This is a genomic window from Burkholderia sp. IDO3 (assembly GCF_003366075.1).
In the GTDB taxonomy this organism is placed as follows: Bacteria; Pseudomonadota; Gammaproteobacteria; order Burkholderiales; family Burkholderiaceae; genus Burkholderia; species Burkholderia anthina.
Genome location: NZ_CP028963.1, coordinates 550004 through 571974 on the forward strand (window position 1 = coordinate 550004; position 21971 = coordinate 571974).

The following is a 21971-nucleotide window of genomic DNA, read 5'->3' on the forward strand; positions in this document are numbered from 1 at the left end:
GATATCCCGGTCTGCCGGACGCGCCGCAGCCGTGATTTTGGCCGTCTGGCCAGGGCTTGCGCGCGGCAATCGCGGATCGGTTTTGACTTCGGTGCTAACCCCATGTATAATCACGTGTTTTCCGCGCGTGGTGTGCGGAAAAATTGGATCCAGAGTGAGGTTCTCAATGTACGCGGTCATAAAAACCGGCGGCAAGCAGTACAAGGTTGCCGTTGGCGAAAAACTCAAAGTAGAACAGATACCGGCTGACATTGACGCTGAAATCACGCTCGACCAGGTTCTCGCAGTGGGCGAAGGCGAATCGATTAAGTTCGGTGCGCCGCTGGTCAGTGGGGCTTCCGTCAAGGCCACCGTTGTGTCGCACGGTCGTCATGCCAAGGTCACCATCTTCAAGATGCGTCGCCGGAAGCACTACCAAAAGCACGGCGGCCACCGCCAGAACTACACTGAGCTGCGCATCGACGCGATCAACGCGTAAGCGCCTCGGTAAAGGAGCAATCAGATGGCACACAAAAAGGCAGGCGGCTCTTCCCGGAACGGCCGCGACTCCGAGTCGAAACGTCTCGGCGTGAAAGTGTACGGCGGCCAGGCAATCAACGCCGGCGGCATCATCGTGCGTCAGCGCGGTACGCGCATGCACGCTGGCGAGAACGTCGGCATGGGCAAGGATCACACCTTGTTCGCGCTGGTCGACGGTCACGTCAAGTTCGCGACCAAGGGCGCGGACAAGAAGCATCTGGTCATCGTTGTCCCGGCGGCTGCCTAAGTTCAGGCACCCAAGGGCTTCGTAGCCGAAAGGCCCCGCAGTCTTCGCGGGGCCTTTTTTTATTTGGCCGCCGGGCGCATGTGCGCGCCGGCGGTTGTCGCCGAACCGGCGGGCAATTGGCTGAACGGCAGATTGTTCAAGCGCGCCGGCGCGCGGCACAATAGCGGAAATACTGGTCGGAGTAACGAATGAAGTTCATTGACGAAGCACGAATCGAAGTCATCGCCGGCGACGGAGGCGATGGCAGCGCGTCGATGCGCCGCGAGAAATTCGTTCCGTTCGGCGGGCCGGACGGCGGCGACGGCGGCCGGGGCGGGAACGTCTACGCGATCGCCGACCGCAACATCAACACGCTGATCGACTACCGTTACGCGAAGAAGCATCTCGCGCGCAACGGCGAAAACGGTCGCGGTTCCGATTGCTACGGCAAGGGCGGCGACGACATCACGCTGCGCATGCCGGTCGGCACGGTCGTCACCGACATGGATACAGGCGAGCTGATCGCCGACCTGACCGAGCACGACCAGCAGGTGATGCTCGCGAAGGGCGGTTCCGGCGGCCTCGGCAACCTGCATTTCAAGTCGAGCACGAACCGCGCGCCGCGCCAGAAGACGGACGGCAAGCCCGGCGAGCGACGCATGCTGCGGCTGGAGCTGAAAGTGCTCGCCGATGTCGGGCTGCTCGGCATGCCGAACGCCGGCAAGTCGACGTTCATCTCGTCGGTATCGAATGCGAAGCCGAAGATCGCCGATTACCCGTTCACGACGCTCGCGCCGAATCTCGGCGTCGTGCGGGTCGGCCCGAGCAAGAGCTTCGTGATCGCGGATATCCCGGGGCTGATCGAGGGCGCCGCCGAAGGCGCGGGCCTCGGCCACCAGTTCCTGCGCCATCTGCAGCGCACCGGCGTGCTGCTGCACCTCGTCGATCTGGCCCCGTTCGATGAGAACGTCGATCCGGTCGCGGAAGCGAAGGCGATCGTCGGCGAGTTGCGCAAGTACGACGAGGCGCTCTACGAGAAGCCGCGGTGGCTCGTGCTGAACAAGCTCGACATGGTGCCGGAAGACGAGCGCAAGGCGCGCGTCGCCGATTTCCTCGAGCGTTTCGGCTGGGACGGCCCGGTATTCGAAATCTCGGCGCTCACGGGCCAGGGCTGCGAAGCGCTCTGCTACGCGATCTACGACTACCTCGCCGAGCATTCGGAAGCGCATCGCGTGGCGGAAGAGGAAGATCTGGCCGCGGACGTCCGGTTCCGCGATGCGCCGCCCGCCGATGGCGGCACGACGCCCGGCGGCGACGCCTGAGCGGCTCCGACATGCACCGGGCGCGGCCCGGTGCCGGAATTTAATCGCGCCCGGCCGGGCAGGCATCAGATACAGGAGACAGCGCACGATGCGTTCGATCATCGCGGATTCGAAGCGACTGGTGGTGAAGGTAGGCTCGAGCCTCGTGACCAACGACGGCAAGGGGCTCGATCATGCTGCAATCGGCCGCTGGGCTGCCCAGATCGCCGCGCTGCGCGCTCAGGGCAAGGAAGTGGTGCTCGTCAGTTCGGGGGCGATTGCCGAAGGGATGCAGCGGCTCGGGTGGAGCAAGCGCCCGCGCGAGATCGACGAGCTGCAGGCGGCCGCTGCTGTCGGCCAGATGGGGCTCGCGCAAGTCTATGAGAGCCGCTTTACCGAACACGATATCCGCACCGCGCAGATCCTGCTCACGCACGCCGACCTGGCCGATCGCGAGCGCTACCTGAATGCACGTTCGACGCTGCTTACGCTGCTGCGGCTCGGCGTCGTGCCGATCATCAACGAGAACGACACGGTCGTCACCGATGAAATCAAGTTCGGCGACAACGACACGCTCGGTGCGCTGGTCGCGAACCTGATCGAAGGCGATGCGCTGATCATCCTGACCGACCAGTCGGGGCTGTTCACCGCCGATCCGCGCAAGGATCCGAACGCGACGCTGGTCGCGGAAGCCAGCGCCGGCGCGCCGGAACTCGAAGCGATGGCGGGCGGCGCAGGCTCGAGCCTCGGCCGCGGCGGGATGCTCACGAAGATCCTGGCGGCAAAGCGCGCGGCGCACAGCGGCGCGAATACCGTGATCGCGAGCGGGAGGGAGCCCGACGTGCTCGTGCGGCTCTCCGCGGGCGAGGCGATCGGCACGCAGCTGATCGCGCGCACCGCGCGGATGGCGGCGCGCAAGCAGTGGATGGCCGATCATCTGCAGGTGCGCGGGCATGTCGTGATCGATGCGGGCGCGGTCGAGAAACTGACCGGCGGCGGCAAGAGCCTGCTGCCGATCGGCGTGACTGGCGTGCAGGGCGCGTTCGCGCGAGGCGAGGTGATCGCGTGCGTCGGCCCGGACGGGCGCGAAGTGGCGCGTGGCCTCACGAACTACAGCAGCGCGGAAACGAAGCTGATTCACCGCAAGCCGAGCGGCGAGATCGAGACGGTCCTCGGCTACATGCTGGAGCCCGAACTGATTCACCGCGACAACCTCGTGCTGGTGTAACCGTTCGGCCTGGCATCGGCAAACGACAAAAAAGCCCGCATTACGCGGGCTTTTTCATTGCGGCGGGCAGCGGCCAGACGGCCCGTGTCGCTCGGTCAGCGCAGCTGGCTCATCGCGGTACGGTGGAACCGGACGTTCTCCAGAATCTGCTGGGTCGAGCCCTGCGGCATCTTGTTCGAGCAGAAGTAGTCCTGGTAGAGCGCGGCGTGATATGCATTCAACTCGCCGTTCTCGATGCGGCGCCAGTCGTTCTCGACCGTGCGATCCCAGCCGTCGTGATCCGAATTCAGGCCCGCATACTGGCGCCATTCGTAGGTGTCGCAGCGGATGCCTTCGTAGTTCACGTTGCGTGCGCCGGCCGGGCTCGTGATGACGACCGCATATCGCACGACGCCGTCGGTGCCGACCGCGAGCGACTTCGCATCGATGGCGAACTTGAGCGGCGTGTTCTGCGACACGTTGAACGGCAGCAGGTCGCCTGCCTGCGGCAGCGCAGGCAGCGTATCGACCGGGTTTTCCTTCCAGTTGCCCTGGCGGTCCAGCAGATACACGAACGCGCTGTCATCCTTGTTGGTCGGCGCCTTCGAATTCGCGCAGCCGGCCAGTGCGGCCGCTGCGGCGATCGATGCGAGCGCGAGAGCAATCGCTTTCAATATGCATTCCTCGTAAAAAAAGGGCGCGACACCAAGGTCGCGCCCGGTCATGCAGTCCGACTCGTCACTTGCCGATGATCACCTGGGGCGGCAGCTCGTCGAGCGTGCTCGCGTCCATTTCGATCTCCGAACAAACCACCGATGTGTCGACAATCGTCAGCGTCTGCTGGACCTGCGTGCCGATTACGCGCGGATAGCGCGACGGACGCGGCCCACGCGGCTTGTCGGCTCGCTGCGCCGGGCGGCGCAGGAAGCGCGACAGTTCCGTCAGCGCCAACTGATAGACATCCCGCTTGAACTCGATCACCGCATCGAGCGGCACCCAGTACTCGTTCCAGCGCCACGCATCGAACTCCGGGTGATCGGTCGCGCGCAAGCAAATGTCGCAATCGCGTCCGACCATCCGCAGCAGGAACCAGATCTGCTTCTGGCCGCGGTAATGTCCGCGTACTTCGCGTTTGATGAACTTGTCAGGCACCTCGTAACGCAACCAGTCGCGAGTGCGGCCGATTATCTTGACGTGTTCCGGATGCAAGCCCGTTTCCTCGTGCAGTTCCCGGTACATCGCCTGCATGGGGGTCTCGCCATACTTGATCCCACCTTGAGGAAACTGCCAGGAATGCTCGCGGAGCCGCTTGCCCCAAAACACCTCGTTGCGCGCGTTCAAGAGGATGATGCCGACGTTCGGGCGAAAGCCTTCACGATCCAGCATACAACCACCTTCGAATCCTTTAAAATTGCTTTGATTATAAACAGATAACGGGCGCTGCGCACCGTGACGGAGCGAATCCGCCCGGGGTGCATCGGCTGAATTGTCCCTGATTTGTCTGCTACGTCATCTGCGCCATCGCCGTTCGTCGCGCGCAGCTTTTTCACCTTGAAACTTTTTCGGGCGCCCCGCCTGGGGCGCCGTATTTGGAACCGTCCGCATGAAAGCTTCCCGTTTCTTTATCGGCACCCTCAAAGAAGCACCGGCCGACGCAGAGATCGTCAGCCACAAGCTGATGGTGCGCGCCGGCATGATCCGTCGTGTCGCCGGCGGCATCTATAACTACCTGCCGGTCGGCCTGCGCTCGATTCGCAAGGTCGAGGCGATCGTGCGCGAGGAAATGAACCGGGCAGGCGCCATCGAGCTGCTGATGCCGGCCGTGCAACCGGCCGAGCTGTGGCAGGAATCGGGCCGCTGGGAGCAGTACGGCCCCGAGCTGCTGCGCTTCAAGGACCGCAAGGACAACGACTTCGTGATCGGGCCGACGCACGAGGAAGTCGTCACCGATATCGCGCGCAACCAGATCAAGAGCTACCGGCAGATGCCGGTGAACTTCTATCAGATCCAGACGAAGTTCCGCGACGAGATCCGTCCGCGCTTCGGCGTGATGCGCGGCCGCGAATTCATCATGAAGGACGCGTATTCGTTCGACAAGGACGCGGCCGGCCTGAACGAGTCGTATCGCAAGATGTACGACGCGTACGTGCGCATCTTCACGCGCCTGGGTCTCGAGTTCCGCGCGGTCGCGGCCGACAGCGGCTCGATCGGCGGCAACTTCTCGCACGAGTTCCACGTGATCGCCGATACCGGCGAGGATGCGATCGCCTACTGCCCGACGTCCGAGTTCGCGGCGAACATCGAAGCGGCCGATGCGCTGCCGCTGGTTGCCGAGCGCGCGGCGCCGGCCGAAGCGATGGAGAAGGTCGCGACGTCCGGCAAGGCGAAGTGCGAAGCCGTCGCCGAGCTGCTGGCGATCCCGCTCGAGCGCACGATCAAGTCGATCGTGCTGGCCACCGACAACGAAGGCGCCGAGCCGACCATCTGGCTCGTGATGCTGCGCGGCGACCATGACCTGAACGAGATCAAGGTGTCGAAGCTGCCGGGTCTGAAGAACCACCGCTTCGCGACCGAGCAGGAAATCGTCGAGTGGTTCGGCACGCCGCCGGGCTATCTCGGCCCGGTCGGCACGAAGAAGCCGGTGAAGGTGATCGCCGATCGCACGGTCGCGAACATGAGCGACTTCGTCGTCGGCGCGAACGAGGTCGACTATCACATCGCGGGCGTGAACTGGGGCCGCGACCTGCCGGAGCCGGACGTCGCCGACGTGCGCAACGTGAAGAAGGGCGATCCGTCGCCGGACGGCAAGGGTACGATCGACATCTGCCGCGGCATCGAAGTCGGCCACGTATTCCAGCTCGGCACCAAGTACTCGGAAGCGCTGGGCGCGACGTTCCTCGACGAGTCGGGCAAGCCGCAGCCGATGCTGATGGGCTGCTATGGCGTCGGCGTCACGCGCATTCTGGGCGCGGCGATCGAACAGAACTTCGACGACAAGGGCATCATCTGGCCCGAGTCGATCGCACCGTTCGAAATCGTGCTGTGCCCGATGGGCTACGACCGCAGCGACATGGTTCGCGAGGCGGCCGACAAGCTGTACGCGGAACTGACGGCGGCCGGCATCGACGTGATCCTCGACGATCGCGGCGAGCGCCCGGGCGTGATGTTCGCCGACTGGGAGCTGATCGGCGTGCCGCATCGCCTGGTGATCGGCGAGCGCGGCCTGAAGGAAGGCAAGATCGAGTATCAGGGCCGCCGCGATGCCGAAGCGACGCTGCTGCCGGCCGACACGGCCGCGGCGACGGTGACGGAGAAGATCCGCGCCGCGCTCGCGCGCTGATCGCGGCAATCGGGGGACACGGTGGAATACACCTTCCTGTCGGCTACCGTGCTCCTCGTGCTGATCACGGATCCGCTCGGTAACATCCCGCTGTTCATTACGGCGATGCGGGACGTGCCGCGCGAGCGGCGCGTGAAGCTGATCCTGCGTGAAGTGGGGATCGCGTTCGTGATCCTGCTGTTCTTCATGGTGGTCGGCGACCGCTTCCTGCGGATGATGAGCCTCACCGACCTGTCGCTGCGGCTCGGCGGCGGGATCGTGCTGTTCCTGATTGCGCTGCGGATGATCTTCCCGCATCCGGACGGCGCGCTCGGCAGCGATCCGCGCGCGGGCGGCGAACCGTTCATCGTGCCGCTCGCGATTCCGGCGCTGGCCGGCCCGTCGGCGCTCGCGACGGTAATGCTGCTGACGTCGCAGGCGCCGGGCAAGATGCTCGAGTGGGTCGGCGCGCTGACGGTCACGATGATCGTCTGTGCGATCACGCTGGTGTTGGCCGAACGGATCCAGCAATGGCTCGGCGAGCGGACCGTCGCGGCGTTCGAGCGGCTGATGGGCCTCGTGCTCGTCGCGATCTCGGTCGAGATGCTGCTGGCCGGCATCCGGGCGTTCGTGCACCAGTTGTAACGTCGGCCCGCAGGCCGAAAAAAAGCGGCGCGCCGGGAAACCGGGGCGCCGCTTTTCTATCGTCGGGGCAGGGCGATCAGACGTTCGTGGTCAGCGCACGGATCGTCGGCAGATTGCGCCAGTAGCCCTTCGCGTCCATCCCGCAGCCGAACACGTAGCGGTCCGGCACCGAGAAGCCGCAGAAATCGGGGTGCAGCGGCTTTGCCTTCGCGAGCGTCTTCTCGCACAGCACGGCGGACATGAAGCGCTTCGCGCCCATGTCGAGGATGCGGTCGCGGATCGCGGCCATCGTTTCGCCTTCGTCGAGGATGTCGTCGAGCACGAGCACGATCCGGTCCTTCACCGATTCGCGCGGCGCGACGCGCCAGTGCATCTCCGGGCTGCCCTGCGTCGTGTTGCGGTAGCGGGTCAGGTGGATGTAGTCGAATTCCAGCGGGAAATCGAGATGCGGCAGCAGCATCCCGGTAAACACCGCGGCGCCGCCCATCACCGAGAGAACGAGCGGGAACGCGTCGCCGATCTCGGCGCGGATCGCGTCGGCCATCTTGGAGATCGAGGCGTTGACGGCATCGGCCGAGACGATCTCTTCGGAGTGGTCGAAAATGTGGAGGGCTTCTTCGCGGTTCATGTGTTCTGGCGGGCAGTCGGTATACAAATAAGAATGAAGCAGAACGGACGGCGCGCGCTACGGCAAAAACCCGCGCGCCGGCCGACGGACGGAATCAGCGCATGCCGGGCATCATGCCCTTCAGGCCGCGCATCATCTTCTGCATGTTGCCGCCCTTCAGCTTCTTCATCATCGTACGCATCTGGTCGTACTGGTTCAGCATCCGGTTGACTTCCTGCACCGGCACGCCCGCGCCGGCTGCAATGCGGCGCTTGCGCGTCGCCTTGATGATTTCGGGTTTCGCACGCTCGGCGGGCGTCATCGAGCTGATGATCCCTTCCATCCGGCGGATCGACTTCTCGGCCTGGCCCATGTCGGCGCCTGCCGCCGCCTGCTGGAACTGCGCGGGCAGCTTGTCCATCAGCGACGACAGGCCGCCCATGTTCTTCATCTGCGAGATCTGCGCGCGGAAATCGTTCAGGTCGAAGTCGCCGCCTTTCTTCACCTTGTCGGCGAGCTTTTGCGCAGCCTGTACGTCGACGCCGCGCTGCGCTTCCTCGACGAGCGCGAGGATGTCGCCCATGCCGAGGATCCGGTTCGCCATCCGGTCGGGGTGGAACACCTCGAGGCCGTCGAGCTTTTCGGCGACGCCGACGAACTTGATCGGCTTGCCCGTGACGTGACGTACCGACAGCGCCGCACCGCCGCGCGAATCGCCGTCGAGCTTGGTCAGCACGACGCCGGTGAGCGGCAGCGTGTCGCTGAACGCCTTCGCGGTGTTGACCGCGTCCTGGCCGAGCATCGCGTCGACGACGAACAGCGTTTCTGCCGGCTTCAGCGTGCCGTGCAGCGCGGCGATTTCCTGCATCATCGCCTCGTCGATACCGAGACGGCCGGCCGTGTCGACGAGCAGCACGTCATGGTAGTGGCGCTTCGCCCAGTCGACGGCGGCAACCGCGATGTCGACGGGCTTCTGGTCCGGTGTCGACGGGAAGAAATCGGCGCCGACCTGCTCGGTCACCGTTTTCAACTGCATGATCGCGGCCGGGCGATACACGTCGCACGACACCGTCAGCACCTTCTTCTTGTACTTCTCGCGCAGCAGCTTCGCGAGCTTGCCGACGGTCGTGGTCTTGCCGGCACCCTGCAGGCCGGCCATCAGGATCACGGCGGGCGGCGTGACCGCGAGGTTCAGCTCGGCGGCCTTGCCTTCGTAGTCGCCGCCGATCACCGCGGTCAGCTCCTTCTGGACCACGCCGACGAGCGCCTGGCCCGGCGACAGGCTGCTGATCACCTCCTCGCCGAGCGCCTTTTCCTTGACCTTGGCGATGAATTCGCGGACGACGGGCAGTGCGACGTCGGCCTCCAGCAGCGCGAGACGCACCTCGCGGAGCATCTCCTGGGTGTTCGCCTCGGTAAGGCGGGCCTCGCCGCGCAGCGTCTTGACGACGCGCGCCATCCGTTGAGTGAGATTGTCGAGCATGGGGAGCGATGGACAGTGGGGCCCGAAGGCGCGATGGAACCTGACAAAGGGAGCCGTCGCGGGAAGGGGGCCTAGTGTAAACTTCGAACATGGATATTGTACTGTATGCCCTCACCGCATTCCTGTACGGCGGCCTCGCCGTCGCAGGCTGGCGCACGCACCGCCAGGGCGCGACGCCGCTCGTCGCGAGCGTGCCGGCCGTGCCGGTCCCCGCGTCCGCCGCGTCGGGGATGAGCGGGGCCGGCCGCGCGCTGCTGTTTGCCGCGCTCGTCGCGCACGGCGTACTGCTGCACATGACGATCTTCCCGAACGACGCGATGATCTTCGGTTTCGCGTTCGCGCTGTCCGCGATGTTCTGGCTCGGCGCCGGCATCTACTGGATCGAGAGCTTTTTCTTCCCGCTCGACAGCCTGCGCCTGCTCGTGCTGCCGCTCGCGTGCGTCGCGTCGCTGCTGCCGCTCGTGTTCGGCGGCGTGCGGGTGCTGCCTTATGCCGCAGCGCCGCTGTTCAAGATGCACTTCCTGATCGCGAACATCGCATACGGCCTTTTCGCGATCGCCGCACTGCACGCGATCCTGATGCTGATGGTCGAGCGGCGTCTGCAGTCGCTGCGAAGCGGCGGACGCGGCGGCTCGACCGGCTGGATCGCGAGCTGGCTCGAAACGCTGCCGCCGCTCCTCACGCTCGAGAAGCTGCTGTTCCGGCTGATCGGCGCGGGCTTCGTGCTGCTCACGCTGACGCTTGCATCGGGGATCCTGTTCAGCGAACAGGTCGATGCGCGCGCGCTGCGGCTCGACCACAAGACCGTGTTCGCGGTGTTGTCGTGGCTGATGTTCGGCGGCCTGCTGGTTGCGCGCAAGACGTCGGGCTGGCGCGGGCGCGGCGCCGCGCGCTGGGTGCTCGTGTCGTTTGCCGCGCTGCTGCTCGCGTATGTCGGCAGCCGGTTCGTTTTCGAGGTGCTGCTGCACCGCTCCGTGGTTTGAACGCAGGTTTCCGATGCGACAGATTCTTCTCCTGATTCTTCTCTTCTTCGCGGGTTCGTGGATCGCGCGCAAGCTGCGCCAGGCCCAGGAGCACGCGCAGGCGCGCACCGGCCGCGGCGCCGGCTACGACGGCGCGCCCGGTCACGACGGCGCCGGTGCGGCACGCCCGAACGGCGATGCGCGCTCGCTGCCCGAACCGATGGTGCGCTGCGCCGAATGCGGCGTGCATGCGCCGAAGGGCGAAGCCGTCGTGTCGGACGGCGAGTATTTCTGCAGCACCGAGCACGCGCAGCGCCATCGCACGCACGCGAGCGGCCCCGACGCCCGATGAGCGACGCACCGCTGCTGTCGGTCGACGCGAACGGCTGGGTGCGCGAAGCGCGCCATGCGCCGTCGCCGAATTTCGAGGCGCGGCCCGCGGGCGCGGTGCCGACGCTCATCGTCGTGCACAACATCAGCCTGCCGCCCGGCGAGTTCGGCGGCGACGCGATCGAGGCGCTGTTCCTGAATCGCCTCGATTGCGATGCGCACCCCTATTACCAGCGTCACCTGCGCGGCGTGCGCGTGTCCGCGCACTTCCTGATCCGCCGCGACGGCGAACTCGTGCAGTTCGTGTCGTGCGACGAGCGCGCGTGGCATGCGGGCGCGTCGGCGTTCTTCGGCCGGCCGCGCTGTAACGATTTCTCGATCGGCATCGAGCTCGAAGGCGCGGACGACGTGCCGTTCGACGCGGCGCAGTACGCGACACTCGGCGTGCTCGCACGCACGCTTGCGGCGCGCTACCCGGTCGACGCGGTGGCCGGGCATTCCGACATCGCGCCGGGCCGCAAGACCGACCCGGGTCCGCACTTCGATTGGCAACGCTTCGCGGACGATGCCGGCTTTTCCGCCGAATACTTTCCTTTCCGTCAGCACTGAGCGCAGGGTTTTTGAGCCGGCAAAAAAAAATTTTCCGACCAATGCCTTGTCACGTCTGCCCGTCCGGGGGGCAGGGGTGATGTCAATACCTTTCGCGCAAATTCTCTGTTTTGACCTCTTCCGAATGTCCACTATACTTGGTGCCGGTTGAGTAGTTCTGTACTAGATATAGTGTGTGTCGCCGGGGAAATCCGAGCGGCACCGGCCGGCGGGCAACGCCGGCGGGCAGGGTTCTCAGGCGGCGCATCAGGCCGGGCGGTCCGGGCGTCGCGATCAAGCGCAGCGAACTTCGACGGGGCAGGGTATACATGACGAAGCACACGACCGGATCGGTTGTCGCGCATCGGCCGCACCGGTTTCCCCGACGTATCGCTCGCCTCTTACCGCTTGCGCACCGCATAGCGCAGCGTTCGTTTTAATCCGCGGTTCTCTCCGCACCATCCAACACCAGGAGCTTTGCATATGCAAACCACCGACAACGCGACGTCCCAGTACGAGAGCGCCTCGAGCCGTCCGCTCGGCGGGACCGAACAGGGCGCGCAGGGCCTCGCGCCGCAAGCCACGTTCGCCGACTACAAGGTGATCCGCCGCAACGGCAGCGTGGTGTCGTTCGAGCCTTCGAAGATCGCGATCGCGGTGACCAAGGCTTTCCTGGCCGTCAATGGCGGGCAGGGCGCGGCGTCGGCGCGCGTGCGCGAACTCGTCGAGCAGCTGACGCACAACGTCGTGCGCGCGCTCGTGCGCAGCCGTCCGAACGGCGGTACGTTCCATATCGAAGACATCCAGGATCAGGTCGAACTCGCGCTGATGCGCGGCGGCGAGCACAACGTCGCGCGTGCGTACGTGCTGTATCGCGAGAAGCGTCACCTCGAGCGCCAGCATGCGGGCGAGGAAGCAGCGGCAGTCGGCGGCGAGTCGAGCACCGGCATCAACGTCGTCGACAACGGCGTCACGCGCCCGCTCGACCTGAACGCACTGCGCGCGCTGATCGTGTCGGCATGCGACGGTCTCGGCGCTGCGGTTAACCCTGACCCGATCGTCGCGGAGACGGTGAAGAACCTGTACGACGGCGTGCCGATGAGCCAGGTCTACGACTCGGCGATCCTCGCTGCGCGCACGATGATCGAAAAGGATCCGGCGTACAGCCAGGTCACGGCCCGCATCCTGCTGCACACGATCCGTCGCGAGATCCTCGGCGAGGAAGTCGTGCAGGCCGAGATGTCGGCCCGCTACGCGGAATACTTCCCGCAGTTCCTGAAGCGCGGCGTCGACGCCGGCCTGCTCGACGACAAGCTGCTGCAGTTCGACCTGAAGCGTCTGGGCGAAGCGCTCGACGCGAACCGCGACCTGCAGTTCGGCTACCTCGGCCTGCAAACGCTGTACGACCGCTACTTCCTGCACGTCGACGGCACCCGCATCGAAATGCCGCAGGCATTCTTCATGCGCGTCGCGATGGGCCTGTCGCTGAACGAGATCGACCGCGAAACGCGCGCGATCGAGTTCTACAACGTGCTGTCGAGCTTCGACTTCATGAGCTCGACGCCGACGCTGTTCAACTCGGGCACGCACCGCTCGCAGCTGTCGTCGTGCTACCTGACGACGGTCGCGGACGATCTCGACGGCATCTATGAAGCGCTGAAGGAAAACGCGCTGCTGTCGAAGTTCGCCGGCGGTCTCGGCAACGACTGGACGCGCGTGCGCGCACTCGGCTCGCATATCAAGGGCACGAACGGCAAGTCGCAAGGCGTGGTGCCGTTCCTGAAAGTCGTCAACGACACGGCCGTCGCGGTCAACCAGGGCGGCAAGCGCAAGGGCGCGGTGTGCGCGTACCTCGAATCGTGGCACCTGGACATCGAGGAGTTCCTCGAGCTGCGCAAGAACACCGGCGACGATCGCCGCCGCACGCACGACATGAACACGGCGAACTGGATTCCCGACCTGTTCATGAAGCGCGTGATGGAAGGCACGGACTGGACGCTGTTCTCGCCGTCGACCTGCCCGGATCTGCACGACAAGTTCGGCACGGCGTTCGAGGCGGCTTACACGGCTTACGAAGACAAGGTCGCGCGCGGCGAGATCAAGCTGTTCAAGAAGATCCCGGCGCAGCAGCTCTGGCGCAAGATGCTCGGCATGCTGTTCGAAACGGGCCACCCGTGGATCACGTTCAAGGATCCGTGCAACATCCGCTCGCCGCAGCAGCACGTCGGCGTCGTCCACTCGTCGAACCTGTGCACGGAAATCACGCTGAACACGAGCGACACCGAAATCGCGGTGTGCAACCTCGGTTCCGTGAACCTCGTCGCCCACCTGGTGAAGCAGGCCGACGGCAGCTACGCGCTCGACCACGACAAGCTGAAGCGCACGATCAGCGTCGCGATGCGCATGCTCGACAACGTGATCGACATCAACTACTACGCGGTGCCGAAGGCGCGTAACTCGAACCTGAAGCACCGCCCGGTCGGCATGGGCATCATGGGCTTCCAGGACTGCCTGCACCTGCTGCGCACGCCGTACGCGTCGGACGCGGCGGTCGAGTTCGCCGACCGTTCGATGGAAGCGGTCTGCTACTACGCGTACTACGCGTCGACCGAGCTGGCCGAGGAGCGCGGCCGCTACTCGAGCTACCGCGGCTCGCTGTGGGATCGCGGCATCCTCCCGCAGGACACGCTGAAGCTGCTGACGGAAGCGCGCGGCGGCTACGTCGAGGTCGACACGTCCGAGTCGCTCGACTGGACGACGCTGCGTTCGCGGATCGCCTCGTACGGCATGCGCAACTCGAACTGCGTCGCGATCGCGCCGACGGCGACGATCTCGAACATCATCGGCGTGTCGGCATGCATCGAGCCGACCTTCCAGAACCTGTACGTGAAGTCGAACCTGTCGGGCGAGTTCACGGTGGTGAACGAGTACCTCGTTCGCGACCTGAAGGAACGCGGCCTGTGGGACGAAGTGATGGTCGCCGACCTGAAGTACTTCGACGGCATGCTGTCGCGCATCGACCGCATTCCGGCCGACCTGCGTGCGATCTACGCGACCGCGTTCGAAGTCGATCCGACGTGGCTGGTCGAAGCGGCATCGCGTCGCCAGAAGTGGATCGACCAGGCGCAGTCGCTGAACATCTACATGGGCGGCGCGTCGGGCAAGAAGCTCGACGAGACCTACAAGCTCGCATGGCTGCGCGGTCTGAAGACGACCTACTACCTCCGCACGATGGCGGCGACGCACGTCGAGAAGTCGACGGTCGCACACGGCGCGCTGAACGCGGTGCCGACGGGCGGTGCGGGCAGCGGCGGTTCGAGCAGCGGCGGCGCGCAAGGCGCAGCAGGCGGCTTCGGTGCGGCAGGCGGCGATGCATCGTCGGGTGCGGTCAATGCGGCACCGGCGCTCGCGCCGGTCGAAGCGGACGGTCCGGTGTGCACGATGCGTCCGGGCGATCCGGGCTTCGACGAGTGCGAAGCTTGCCAGTAACGCGGCGCGCGTTGACCTGAAGTAGGTTCGAGCGGCGCGCACGACAACCGATCGAGGTTGAAGTGTGCGCCGCTCTCAACTAAAAAAATGATAAGGAATCTGTAACGCGACACCTGCGTTGCAGTTACAGGCAAGCGATCGAAACATCCCCGACAGCGTCGCGTTTCGATCAGCGTTCGATGTGTCGAGCGCACCTCGCGAACCATGCGCGACACACGTCGCGCGCTGCATGAACGACGATGCGTTGCTCAAAGTGTTGTATCGAGGTCGCAACGCGAATCGAAAAAAGGATTTTTCGTGAGCGAACCCTTTTATCGCTCAGGAAAAGATGGTACAAACCGTTCTAAATTGATGGTGAGAATTTATGCTCAACTGGGATGACGAGAAGACTGCCGTAACCCCCGCGAGCGGAGCGCAGCAAAACGCGTTGCGCACCTCCGCCGGGATGGCTGTCGGAATGCAGGCTGCAACGCCTGCCGCCCATCAGGTCCGTGACATTTTCGAAGGCGATCTTGCGGTGCCGCCGCAAGCATCGGCCGTTCCCGCTGGCGGTTCCGAAGCGCGGGTCAATGTCGCCGACAAGCGCATCATCAACGGCCAGACTGACGTCAATCAGCTGGTGCCGTTCAAGTACAAATGGGCGTGGGAAAAGTATCTGGCGGGTTGCGCGAACCACTGGATGCCGCAGGAAATCAACATGTCCCGCGACATCGCACTGTGGAAAGACCCGAACGGTCTGACCGAGGACGAGCGCCGCATCGTCAAGCGTAACCTCGGCTTCTTCGTGACGGCCGATTCGCTCGCGGCGAACAACATCGTGCTCGGCACGTACCGCCACATCACGGCGCCCGAGTGCCGGCAGTTTCTGCTGCGCCAGGCGTTCGAAGAGGCGATCCACACGCACGCGTACCAATACATTGTCGAATCGCTCGGTCTCGACGAAGGCGAGATCTTCAACGCGTACCACGAGGTCACGTCGATCCGCGCGAAGGACGAATTCCTGATCCCGTTCATTCATACGCTGACGGACCCGGCCTTCAAGACCGGCACGCTCGAAGCGGATCAGAAGCTGCTGAAGTCGTTGATCGTGTTCGCCTGCATCATGGAAGGCCTGTTCTTCTATGTCGGCTTCACGCAGATCCTCGCGCTCGGCCGCCAGAACAAGATGACGGGTGCTGCAGAGCAATATCAGTACATCCTGCGCGACGAGTCGATGCACTGCAATTTCGGCATCGACCTGATCAACCAGATCAAGCTCGAGAACCCGCATCTCTGGACCGCGGAATTCCGCGCGGAGATTCGCGAGCTGTTCAAGCAGGCTGTCGAACTCGAATACCGCTACGCCGAGGACACGATGCCGCGCGGCGTGCTGGGTCTGAACGCGTCGATGTTCAAGAGCTATCTGCGCTTCATCAGCAACCGCCGTTGCCAGCAGATCGGCCTCGATCCGCTGTACCCGAACGAGGAAAACCCGTTCCCGTGGATGAGCGAAATGATCGACCTGAAGAAGGAACGCAACTTCTTCGAGACGCGAGTGATCGAGTATCAGACGGGCGGCGCGCTGTCCTGGGAATAACCCGCAGCAGCGAACCCGTCACATGATGGAGCAGCCGGCGGCCTCTCGGCCCCGGCCCAAGGTTTAGGAGCAAGAACGCCTGATGCAAAGCATGCCCGGTGCCTTAACGGCCCAACGACATGATCGGCACTTTGCGAACCCTTCAGTGGGATGGGCAAACTTCCCTCCGGAAAAAGCGGACGGCCGTGTGGCGGTCCGCTTGATCAAGCGATTAGGGGTGGCGGCGCGAGGTGCGCCGGCTACCGACTTGATTTGGCGCGCGAGGCCATGGGGTCACGCGCGCCATACCGTATTCATTAGCGTAAGCGCGCGGTATCCGCGTACGCCGATGAATAGCCCGCTTCGAAGCGCACGTCCTGAACAGCGTCCGCGGGAAGCGGGTTTTGACGAAGGGTGTAGTTTGAACTGACTCTCATCTGAACCTGAAGGAGAACAACATGGCTACTGCCAAGAAGAAACCGGCTGCTAAGAAGGTTGCTGCCAAGAAGACCGTTGCGAAGAAGGCTGCAGCTCCGGCGAAGAAGGCCGCTGCAGTGAAGAAGGTTGCGGCGAAGAAGGTCGCGGTGAAGAAGGTTGCAGCCAAGAAGGCAGCACCGGCGAAGAAGGCCGCAGTGAAGAAGGTTGCTGCGAAGAAGGTTGCAGCCAAGAAGGTCGCAGCTAAGAAAGTCGCGGTGAAGAAGGTTGCAGCCAAGAAGGCAGCACCGGCGAAGAAGGCCGCAGTGAAGAAGGTTGCAGCCAAGAAGGTCGCACCGGCGAAGAAGGCCGCTGCGAAGAAGGCCGCACCGGCGAAGAAGGCTGCAGCCAAGAAGGCCGCACCGGCGAAGAAGGCCGCTGCCAAGAAGGCCGCGCCTGCGAAGAAGGCTGCTGCGAAGAAGGCCGCGCCCGCCAAGAAGGCTGCCCCTGCGAAGAAGGCTGCTGCTGCACCGAAGGCTGCCGCGCCCAAGGCTGCCGCACCGGCGAAGAAGGCTGCTGCTCCGAAGAAGGCCGTCGTGAAGAAGGCTGCACCGGCAACCACCGCGTCGACCGCATCGGTCGCGCCGGCATCGGGCGCGAAGACCGCGCTCAACCCGGCAGCGGCATGGCCGTTCCCGACCGGCAGCCGCCCGTAATCGCGACTGACCAGTACCACCCGGACACTCACGTGGTGTCCGCGGGTTGAGTAGCGCTACTCAATCGGTCCCGCCATCTCGTTTGGATGGCGGGATTTTTTTCGTCCGTATTCTGCGTTCATGTGCCGGCCGGCACGGCCGAGCGCGGACGAAAAAAAACGCATGTGCAGCTTCGCACATGCGTTCGACCGCGGCTTGCGCCGCGTGCTGAGGATGCTCGTTAGTGCGTGACGCGCGTGACGCCGCCGCTCGACAGCAGCCGCACACGGTCGCCCGCGCGGAACATTTCGCCGCTCGTCGCCTGCGTGATCGAGCGCAGGTCGCCATTGTCGAGACGCACGGTGATTTCGACACCGTTCGCCGTGCTGAGGTTTTCGCCGACCGCGTTGCCTGCGACCGCGCCGACGAGACCGCCCGCGATCGCCGTCAGGATCGACCCCTTGCCGCCGCCGATCGCGCTGCCCGCGACTGCGCCGAGCGCACCGCCGCCGAGCGTGCCGATCGCGCTGCCGCCGCCGTCGGACTGGATGCGCACCGCACGGACGCTTTCGACCGTGCCCATGCGGACCGTCTGTTCGCGCTGTGCCTGGCCGACGCTATAGACGTCCGCCGAACCCGGCGGCGTGAAGCAGCCGGCCAGCGTCAGCGTGGCCGTCAGCATGGCCGCGAGCGTGAGGGTTTTTTTCGTCAACATCTGTGCTCTCCCACAATATTCATTTGAGACTGTAACCGAAGGCAGCCTCGAAGCGCGCATCGATTTCGGCGCGCGTCAGTGCGTAAGTCTGGGGCCCTTGGTGGGCGATCTTGATCGAGCCCATGAGGCTCGCGAGGCGGCCCGTGGTTGCCCAGTCGAGGCCATTCTCGATGCCGTACAGCAGGCCGCCCCGGAAGGCGTCGCCGCAGCCGGTCGGATCGACGACGCGCCCGGCTTGCACGACCGGAATCTGTTCTTCGCCGTTTTTGTGAAGAATGGTCGAGCCGTGTTCGCCGCGCGTGATGATCAGCGCCTGAACCCGGCTGGCGATTTCCTGTTCGGACCAGCCCGTCTTGTCGCTGACGAGCTTGCCTTCGTAGTCGTTGACCGCGACGAAGGTCGCGAGTTCAATGATGCGGCGCAGCGTCGCACCGTCGAACAGCGGCAGGCCCTGGCCCGGATCGAAGATGAACGGGACGCCGGCCTTCGCGAATTGTTCGGCGTGCTGGACCATCCCGTCGAAGCCGTCCGGGGCGACGATGCCGAGCTTCACGCCCGACACTTCGTCCGCGCGGTTCAGATGCGACTGCATCATCGCGCCCGGGTGGAATGCGGTGATCTGGTTGTTGTCGAGGTCGGTCGTGATCATCGCCTGCGCGGTGTGCGTTTCGGGCACCACGCGCACGCTCGCCTTCGACAGCCCGAGGGCATCGAGACGCTCGAGATAGCGGTCCGCGTCGTTCGCGCCGACCGTTGCCATGATGCGCGCATCGCCGCCGAGCATGTGCAGTGCGTAAGCGATGTTCCCCGCGCAACCGCCGAATTCGCGACGCATCGTCGGCACGAGGAAGCTCACGTTGAGAAGGTGAACCTGGTCGGGCAGGATGTGCTCGCGAAACCGGCCTTCGAAGGTCATGATGTTGTCGTAGGCGAGCGAGCCGCAAATCAGCGTAGTCAAGGCGTGCGTTCCTGTAGAGAGCAAAGGGAGGCGGCCGCCCGGCCGGTGCGAAGGGCCCGTCGGGCCTCGCGCGGCAGGGCCGGGCGGCAGCGGATTACTTCAGTGCGGCGAGTGCTGCGTCGTAGTTCGGCTCGTCCTTGATCTCGCTGACGAGTTGCGCGTGGATCACCTTGTCCTGCGCGTCGAGCACGACGACCGCGCGTGCGGTCAGGCCGTTCAGCGGGCCGCTCGTCACGTCGACGCCGTAGGCGTTCGCGAATGCGCGGCCGGCGCGGAACGTCGAAGCCGTCACGACGTTCGACAGGCCTTCGGTCGTGCAGAAGCGCGTGGCGGCGAACGGCAGGTCGCCCGACACGACGATCACGACCGTGTTGTCGAGCGACGATGCGGCTTCGTTGAACTTGCGGGTCGACGTCGCGCAGGTCGGCGTGTCGAGGCTCGGCACGATGTTCAGCACCTTGCGCTTGCCGGCGAAGCTGGCGAGCGACACGTCGGCGAGGTCCTTGCCGACCAGCTTGAAGTCGGGGGCTTGCGAGCCGACGGCCGGGAACGTGCCGGCGAGATCGATCGGGTTGCCACCCAGCGTAACTTTGCTCATGTTCGTGCTCCGAATTAGCGCGCCCCTCGGGCGCGCGGGTTGAGACGGCGCGCATGCGCGCGCCGCGGTGCGTCACGGATAGAAGATCTGGACGCGGAAATTCGATGCGGGCGTGCCGTTCGTTTCGAGACGCACGACCATCGTCTGCGTCGTGCCGGCCGGCAACCCGGCGTCGATCGGCGTGCCCGGGCGCACGTAGTCGCGCGGCGCGAGCACGCGGCGCACGGTCACGTGATTGGTATCGTCGAGCAGCGTGAGCTCGAGCGACGGGTACGCGAGCGCGACGCGGTAGCGGTTCGTCAGCGGCACCTTCAGTTCCAGCACGCGCGGGCCGTCGAGCTGGCGCAGGTCGGTCGCGTCGAGCCGCAGGCCGTTGATCGCGCGCGGCGGCGCGACCGTGCAGCCGAGCGGCGCGCACGCCTGCCGGAACCAGTCCTGCGTGACGGGCCAATGGATCATCAGCGCCTCACGCTGCCACCATGCGAGCTGTGCGACGAGCAGCACCGCGAGCGCGGCGGCGACCAGGCCGCCGAAGAAGCCGCCGATCACCCCGCGTTGCCGCGGTGCGGGTGTCTCGCGCGTGACGGCGAAGTGCGGGCGGTCGTCGTCGGTCAGCGTGGCGGGGAACGGTACGGCGGGTTCGTCGGCGGTCGCGGCCGGCGCGGCGGCGGGTTCGTCCGAGTGGATGCCCGGTTCCGGCGCCGCTCGCACCGGCGTGAATGCGAAGCGCGGTTCGCGCGGCGCGCGTTCGTCGTCGGGCGCGGCGAAGTGTGCGTTGCCGACGGGTTCGGCCGCATCGGCGGCAACCTGTGCATCGGCATCCGACGGAGTGTGGGCGACGAAGCGCGGTTCGCGCGGGTCGTGCCCGGCCGACGGTACGGACGACTCACCGGTTTCGTACGGAGTCGGCTCCGGTTCGGCCGGTTGAGCGGTGGACGTGAAAGCGTGCGGTTCGGCAGGGGCGGGCGAGATCGGCGCGGGCGTGCCGGTCAGGTGAACGACGCCGGCCTCCGTGGCCGGCAGCGCCAGCGGCACCAGCGGTTCGGTGCGCACGGTCTGCACGTTGTGCTGCAAAGACGGGGCGACGCCGGCGTCGAGCCACGGCGCCCACATGTCCCAGCCTTCCGGCTTGTAGTCGGCATCGGCGGGCGCCGGTTTGGCGGGCGCAGCGGCGGTGAAGAGGCGCGCCGGCGCGGTGTCGTGTTGCGTGCCGGCGGCAGCCGGCTCGGCCGGTGCCGCTTCGGTCAGCGCCGGCTCGGGCTGCTGCGCCAGTTCGGGAACGAGCGATTGCGACGCGTTGAAGACCTGCTGGCAGTGCCCGCAGCGCACGAGCCCGTCATGCAGCGAGAGCTGTTCCTGCTGCAGCCGGAAGACGGTTTCGCAATGAGGGCAGCGCGTCGCAAGAAGCATGTCGAGCCGGGCGGCCTGCTGGCCAGAGTGAGGGACAGCGCTATTCTAATGGCTTTCCCGCCGGGTTCCGGCGAGGCATACCCAACCTTCGTGTTCGCGCCAGACCGAGATGTCGACGTAGCGCGCATAGACGGCCGCGACTTCGTCCGCCTGGCGGGCAAGCACGCCCGACAGCGCGATGCGGCCGCCCGGTTTCACCTTCGACGCGAGCATCGACGCCATCAGCTTCAGCGGGTTCGACAGGATGTTCGCGACGACGATGTCGAACTCGCCGGCCGGGCATGCGTCGGGCAGCCCGTACGTGACTTCCGCACGGTTGCGTTCGCTGTTCTGCCGGGCCGATTCGACGGCCTGCGGATCGATGTCGATGCCGACGACGGGGTTCGCCCCGCATTTCTGCGCGAGGATCGCGAGAATGCCCGAGCCGCAGCCGTAGTCGAGCACCGACTGGCCGGGCTTCACCGATTGCTCGAGCCATTCCATGCACAGGCGCGTGGTCGGGTGGCTACCGGTGCCGAAGGCGAGACCGGGGTCGAGTTCTAGGATCAGCGCGTCGGGATCGGGCGCGTCGTGCCAGGACGGTACGACCCAGATCCGCTCGCCGATCGGGATCGGCTCGAATTGCGACTGCGTGAGCCGTACCCAGTCCTGCTCCTCGACTTCACGAACGTCGAACTTCGGCGTCTCGGCGACGCCGATTTCGTTCGCGGCCGCCGCGAGCAGCACGGCCGGCTCTTGATCGGGCGACAGCAGCGCGATCACGCGCGAGTGCTGCCACGCGGTACGATCCGGCACGAGGCCCGGCTCGCCGAAGAGCGGCTGTTCGTCGGGCGTGTCGGCGTCGGCGTCCTCGACGGAAACCGACAGCGCGCCCAGTTCGAGCAGCGCGTCGGACAGCGCCTCCGCATGCTCACGGGCCAGTTCGACGACGAGTTCGCGATAGCTCATGC

22 protein-coding genes are annotated in these 21971 nt (G+C 65.4%); 13 read left to right on the top strand and 9 right to left on the bottom strand.

Features of this window, described 5'->3' with window-relative positions:
• Positions 1–166: 166 nt before the first annotated feature.
• The 4 genes from rplU to proB all read left to right on the top strand — a co-directional run bounded on the left by rplU (position 167) and on the right by proB (position 3274).
• Positions 167–478 carry a 50S ribosomal protein L21 gene (rplU, locus tag DCN14_RS17065; protein ID WP_027783472.1) on the top strand — a complete coding sequence of 104 codons (312 nt, stop codon included), beginning with the start codon at positions 167–169 and terminating at the stop codon, positions 476–478.
• A gap of 24 nt (positions 479–502) precedes the next feature.
• A complete protein-coding gene (gene rpmA / locus DCN14_RS17070) occupies positions 503–766 on the top strand; it encodes a 50S ribosomal protein L27 (protein WP_006476999.1) in 264 nt (87 codons plus the stop codon).
• 188 nt (positions 767–954) lie between these two features.
• A complete protein-coding gene (obgE, locus tag DCN14_RS17075) occupies positions 955–2067 on the top strand; it encodes a GTPase ObgE (protein ID WP_096506190.1) in 1113 nt (370 codons plus the stop codon).
• Positions 2068–2155: 88 nt separating this feature from the next.
• Positions 2156–3274 (top strand): glutamate 5-kinase, encoded by a 1119-nt coding sequence (gene proB / locus DCN14_RS17080; RefSeq protein WP_096506192.1) that lies wholly within the window; start codon positions 2156–2158, stop codon positions 3272–3274.
• A gap of 95 nt (positions 3275–3369) precedes the next feature.
• Here proB and DCN14_RS17085 read toward each other — a convergent pair whose 3' ends face one another.
• Both DCN14_RS17085 and DCN14_RS17090 read right to left on the bottom strand, forming a co-directional pair.
• Entirely contained in the window at positions 3370–3978 is a 609-nt protein-coding gene (locus DCN14_RS17085) for a CNP1-like family protein (protein ID WP_096506194.1), read from the bottom strand.
• A gap of 13 nt (positions 3979–3991) precedes the next feature.
• Complete coding sequence (locus tag DCN14_RS17090; RefSeq protein ID WP_096506196.1) at positions 3992–4639, bottom strand: RNA pyrophosphohydrolase; 648 nt, start codon at positions 4637–4639, stop codon at positions 3992–3994.
• Between the two features lie 217 nt (positions 4640–4856).
• On the opposite strand from DCN14_RS17090, the gene DCN14_RS17100 reads away from it, so the two are divergent.
• A complete protein-coding gene (locus tag DCN14_RS17100; RefSeq protein WP_096506200.1) occupies positions 4857–6593 on the top strand; it encodes a proline--tRNA ligase in 1737 nt (578 codons plus the stop codon).
• A gap of 21 nt (positions 6594–6614) precedes the next feature.
• Positions 6615–7217, top strand: coding sequence for a MarC family protein (locus tag DCN14_RS17105; protein WP_096506202.1), 603 nt, complete (start codon positions 6615–6617; stop codon positions 7215–7217).
• 76 nt (positions 7218–7293) lie between these two features.
• On the opposite strand, the gene DCN14_RS17110 is transcribed toward DCN14_RS17105, so the two are convergent.
• A complete protein-coding gene (locus DCN14_RS17110) occupies positions 7294–7845 on the bottom strand; it encodes a hypoxanthine-guanine phosphoribosyltransferase (protein ID WP_096506204.1) in 552 nt (183 codons plus the stop codon).
• A gap of 94 nt (positions 7846–7939) precedes the next feature.
• The gene (gene ffh / locus DCN14_RS17115) at positions 7940–9307 is read right to left on the bottom strand and encodes a signal recognition particle protein (protein WP_096506206.1); all 1368 of its coding nucleotides are present in this window, start codon (positions 9305–9307) and stop codon (positions 7940–7942) included.
• A gap of 89 nt (positions 9308–9396) precedes the next feature.
• Between ffh and ccsA the strand changes: the two genes are divergently transcribed.
• The 7 genes from ccsA (at position 9397) to DCN14_RS17160 (ending at position 17361) form a co-directional block, all read left to right on the top strand.
• Positions 9397–10290, top strand: coding sequence for a cytochrome c biogenesis protein CcsA (ccsA, locus tag DCN14_RS17120; protein WP_096506208.1), 894 nt, complete (start codon positions 9397–9399; stop codon positions 10288–10290).
• A 13-nt stretch (positions 10291–10303) separates the two neighbouring features.
• Positions 10304–10621, top strand: a complete 318-nt coding sequence (locus DCN14_RS17125) for a PP0621 family protein (protein WP_096506210.1) — start codon at positions 10304–10306, stop codon at positions 10619–10621.
• Positions 10618–11208, top strand: a complete 591-nt coding sequence (gene ampD / locus DCN14_RS17130) for a 1,6-anhydro-N-acetylmuramyl-L-alanine amidase AmpD (protein ID WP_096506212.1) — start codon at positions 10618–10620, stop codon at positions 11206–11208. Before DCN14_RS17125 ends, ampD begins: the two co-directional genes overlap by 4 nt.
• Positions 11209–11670: 462 nt before the next feature.
• Entirely contained in the window at positions 11671–14676 is a 3006-nt protein-coding gene (locus DCN14_RS17140) for a ribonucleoside-diphosphate reductase subunit alpha (RefSeq protein ID WP_096506216.1), read from the top strand.
• 364 nt (positions 14677–15040) lie between these two features.
• Complete coding sequence (locus DCN14_RS17150) at positions 15041–16252, top strand: ribonucleotide-diphosphate reductase subunit beta (RefSeq protein WP_096506220.1); 1212 nt, start codon at positions 15041–15043, stop codon at positions 16250–16252.
• A gap of 82 nt (positions 16253–16334) precedes the next feature.
• On the top strand, positions 16335–16661 hold the full coding sequence (locus DCN14_RS17155; RefSeq protein ID WP_081472821.1) for a hypothetical protein: 327 nt from the start codon (positions 16335–16337) through the stop codon (positions 16659–16661).
• Positions 16662–16689: 28 nt separating this feature from the next.
• Positions 16690–17361, top strand: a complete 672-nt coding sequence (locus DCN14_RS17160) for a histone H1-like DNA-binding protein (protein ID WP_096506222.1) — start codon at positions 16690–16692, stop codon at positions 17359–17361.
• A gap of 220 nt (positions 17362–17581) precedes the next feature.
• On the opposite strand, the gene DCN14_RS17165 is transcribed toward DCN14_RS17160, so the two are convergent.
• The 5 genes from DCN14_RS17165 to prmA all read right to left on the bottom strand — a co-directional run bounded on the left by DCN14_RS17165 (position 17582) and on the right by prmA (position 21969).
• Positions 17582–18055 (bottom strand): glycine zipper 2TM domain-containing protein, encoded by a 474-nt coding sequence (locus tag DCN14_RS17165; RefSeq protein ID WP_096506224.1) that lies wholly within the window; start codon positions 18053–18055, stop codon positions 17582–17584.
• Between the two features lie 19 nt (positions 18056–18074).
• Entirely contained in the window at positions 18075–19013 is a 939-nt protein-coding gene (locus DCN14_RS17170) for a carbohydrate kinase family protein (protein ID WP_096506226.1), read from the bottom strand.
• Positions 19014–19107: 94 nt separating this feature from the next.
• Positions 19108–19611 (bottom strand): thiol peroxidase, encoded by a 504-nt coding sequence (tpx, locus tag DCN14_RS17175; RefSeq protein ID WP_096506228.1) that lies wholly within the window; start codon positions 19609–19611, stop codon positions 19108–19110.
• A 72-nt stretch (positions 19612–19683) separates the two neighbouring features.
• The gene (locus DCN14_RS17180) at positions 19684–21021 is read right to left on the bottom strand and encodes a DUF3426 domain-containing protein (protein ID WP_096506230.1); all 1338 of its coding nucleotides are present in this window, start codon (positions 21019–21021) and stop codon (positions 19684–19686) included.
• A 45-nt stretch (positions 21022–21066) separates the two neighbouring features.
• The gene (gene prmA, locus DCN14_RS17185) at positions 21067–21969 is read right to left on the bottom strand and encodes a 50S ribosomal protein L11 methyltransferase (protein ID WP_096506232.1); all 903 of its coding nucleotides are present in this window, start codon (positions 21967–21969) and stop codon (positions 21067–21069) included.
• Positions 21970–21971: the final 2 nt, after the last annotated feature.